This window comes from Sphingopyxis sp. (assembly GCF_019459305.1).
Classification (GTDB): domain Bacteria; phylum Pseudomonadota; class Alphaproteobacteria; order Sphingomonadales; family Sphingomonadaceae; genus Sphingopyxis.
This window is the reverse complement of record NZ_JAIBES010000077.1, coordinates 1-2,367: the sequence shown is the minus strand read 5'-3', so window position 1 is coordinate 2,367 and position 2,367 is coordinate 1. Positions and strand designations below refer to the sequence as shown.

Below are 2,367 nucleotides of genomic sequence, written 5' to 3'. Positions count from 1 at the left end.
AGGACCGCGGCGCTCGACCCAAGCAGGACTGCAAGCATCTTCAAATTCATTTAACCCTCCCGAATGCGACCTTGATTGGTCGTCCGGGGGTGCAGAACACCGGGGAGCGGAAATCACCCCCCGGGGCGTGAAACTATTAATTCGTCAGGATGATTTCGCCGCCCACGTCTCGGGCGGCAAGACCGAGCGCCGCCGCGAGCTTGCGCGCAAGTGCCCAGCTTTTGGTTACATCGAACCGGCCGGTAACCTTGAGCGACGCAAGGGCCGGGTCGGCGAGGCGGATCGGCGTAACCCCGACCTTGTTGGCTGCCTCGACGACCGCGCCCAGCGGAAGTTCGTCGGCGTCGAGGTGCGCGGCGGGCGGGCGTGCCGCCGCCGTATCGACGAGCCGCGGGCCGATCGATGTCACTTCGGCCGCCTGGCCGGGAACCAGCCGGAGGCGCTCGCCGCCCGCGCGCGCGCGAACTTCGACCGATCCCTTGAAGAGCTGGATGCGCGGGGAGGCCGCGCGAGCGTCGACTTCGAATATCGTGCCGAGCGCGACGGTTTCCGACCCACCGGCGATCACGACGAACCGCCGCGCCGGATCGTGCGCGACTTCGAAGCGGGCGCGCCCGCCGTTCAGGACCACCTGCCGCTCGCTCGCCGAAAGCTGCGGATTGACCCTGGCGCCGTCCATCAGCGTGACCATCGTCCCGTCGGCGAGCCTGAGCTCTTCCGGCAGCAGCGGGCCGGCAGCGATCCGGGGTGCGTCGCTGCGGCCTTGGAGATAGAAAGCGAAGCCGATCGCGAGTCCAACCGCGGCGAGCGCCGCGGCAGCCCAGCGCCGACTGCCCGGCGCGCGGGTTTCGCTGCGGGCTTTCGCTTCGATACGATGGCGCGACATCCCGGCCGAATAAGTCCAGTCATCGACAGCACGGGCATAGGCGTCGGCATTGCCCGGCCGCGCGCGCCAGACCTCAAAGGCGTGTCGGTCGCCATCGCTCGGGGTTCCGCGCATTAAGGCGGCCCAGTCGGCCGCCTCGCGCTGCTGGCGGCTCACGGCTGGGTGTCTCGTGCCTTGCGGATCGCGACGAGGGCTTTGGCGATATGCTTTTCCACGCGCTTGGGACTCATCTGTTTGATGGCTGCGATCTCGGCATAGCTCAGATCGTCGAACCTGTGCATCAGGAATATATCCCTTGTGACGGGACTGAGCCGCGCGACCGCATCCTCCGCGCGGCGGAGCATGTCGCGCGCTTCGAGCGCGGCGTGCGGGTCGGGGCCGGCAATCTCCTGCTCTTCATATCGGTGATGCGCCGCGCCATGGTTGCGGACTGCCGAGCGGGCGCGGTTCTTGAGAATGCTCCGCGCCGCCGCGGCAACATAGGCGGCGGGAGCGTCGAGCAGTCCGGCGCTCTGGCCTTTAGCAGAAAAGACCCGGCGGAAGGTTTCCTGGACAAGATCGCCGACGTCCTGCGGCGGCACGCTGCGGCGGAAGATGCCCGCGACGAGTGGACGCTGCGCCGCGTAGAGCGCCTCGGCGCGCGCCGTGCGGCCGAAACCCGACCAGTCGTCGGGCGGCAGTGGATCGGCGGCGTCGAGGCTGCGCCGCCCGTCCTGTTCGCCGTCGTCATAGTCCATCGCGTCCGCCTTCCCCGGGGCAGGACGGCGGGGGAAGCCGGGCGTTGAGAACAGGTACGAGAAACCCGCGCCGCCGCCTTTGGCCCGAGGGCTTGGACATGCGCAGACGGCCACCCGGCAGGATGGCAATATAGATGATCGCTCTCGAACGGAGTTCTCACGCTCCGGCACCCGGCGCCATGCTGCCCGATGCCGTTCCAGCATAGCCTGCCGTTACGGCAAGGCAAGGTCTGAGAGAAAAAACTGCTCGAATACGGAGCGGATTCCGGGGCCGACAGACGTGCGTCGTTTCGCTTGAACGGGCCTGGAGCCGGTCGCCCACGCGATGGAATCGACATTGCCCGGCTGATGAGCGCGGCCGCAATCGAGCAGACACTGGCGGCGGAGACCGCCGCCAGAGCCCGGGCGTTTCACGGTTGGCCGCGCCGCGCGCTTGGCTCGCTCATCTTGGCGCGGCGGCGGCTAAGCACAAGTCCGCGCGCCCGCCGCCGCGCCCGCCGCTCGCCAAGGGCGCATCCTGGAGGCCCTTTGGGCCGGAACCACGTCGATAACGGCAACAGTCAACCTTCGCCGACGCGCAAGCGGTGTCGCCTGACGGAGACGGCGTCAGGCAGGAAATCGGCATACCGCGCTGATGGCGCCGCGCGGGCGCGCGGCGGCGCGTTGGTGGGGCCGCGCTAGGGCAAACGCGCGGGCGGGGCCCCGGCCATGGGGGGGGGGGGGGGGCGCGCGGGGGGGGGGGGG

The 2,367-nt window shown here is 69.3% G+C and carries 2 protein-coding genes; both read right to left on the bottom strand.

Going from position 1 to position 2,367, the window contains the following annotated elements; translation table 11 throughout:
- Nucleotides 1-136: 136 nt before the first annotated feature.
- Nucleotides 137-1,042 (bottom strand): FecR domain-containing protein, encoded by a 906-nt coding sequence (locus tag K0M74_RS08745; protein ID WP_293970661.1) that lies wholly within the window; start codon nt 1,040-1,042, stop codon nt 137-139.
- Complete coding sequence (locus K0M74_RS08740; protein ID WP_293970658.1) at nt 1,039-1,623, bottom strand: RNA polymerase sigma factor; 585 nt, start codon at nt 1,621-1,623, stop codon at nt 1,039-1,041. The genes K0M74_RS08745 and K0M74_RS08740 overlap by 4 nt, the downstream gene beginning before the upstream one ends.
- Nucleotides 1,624-2,367 lie beyond the last annotated feature (744 nt).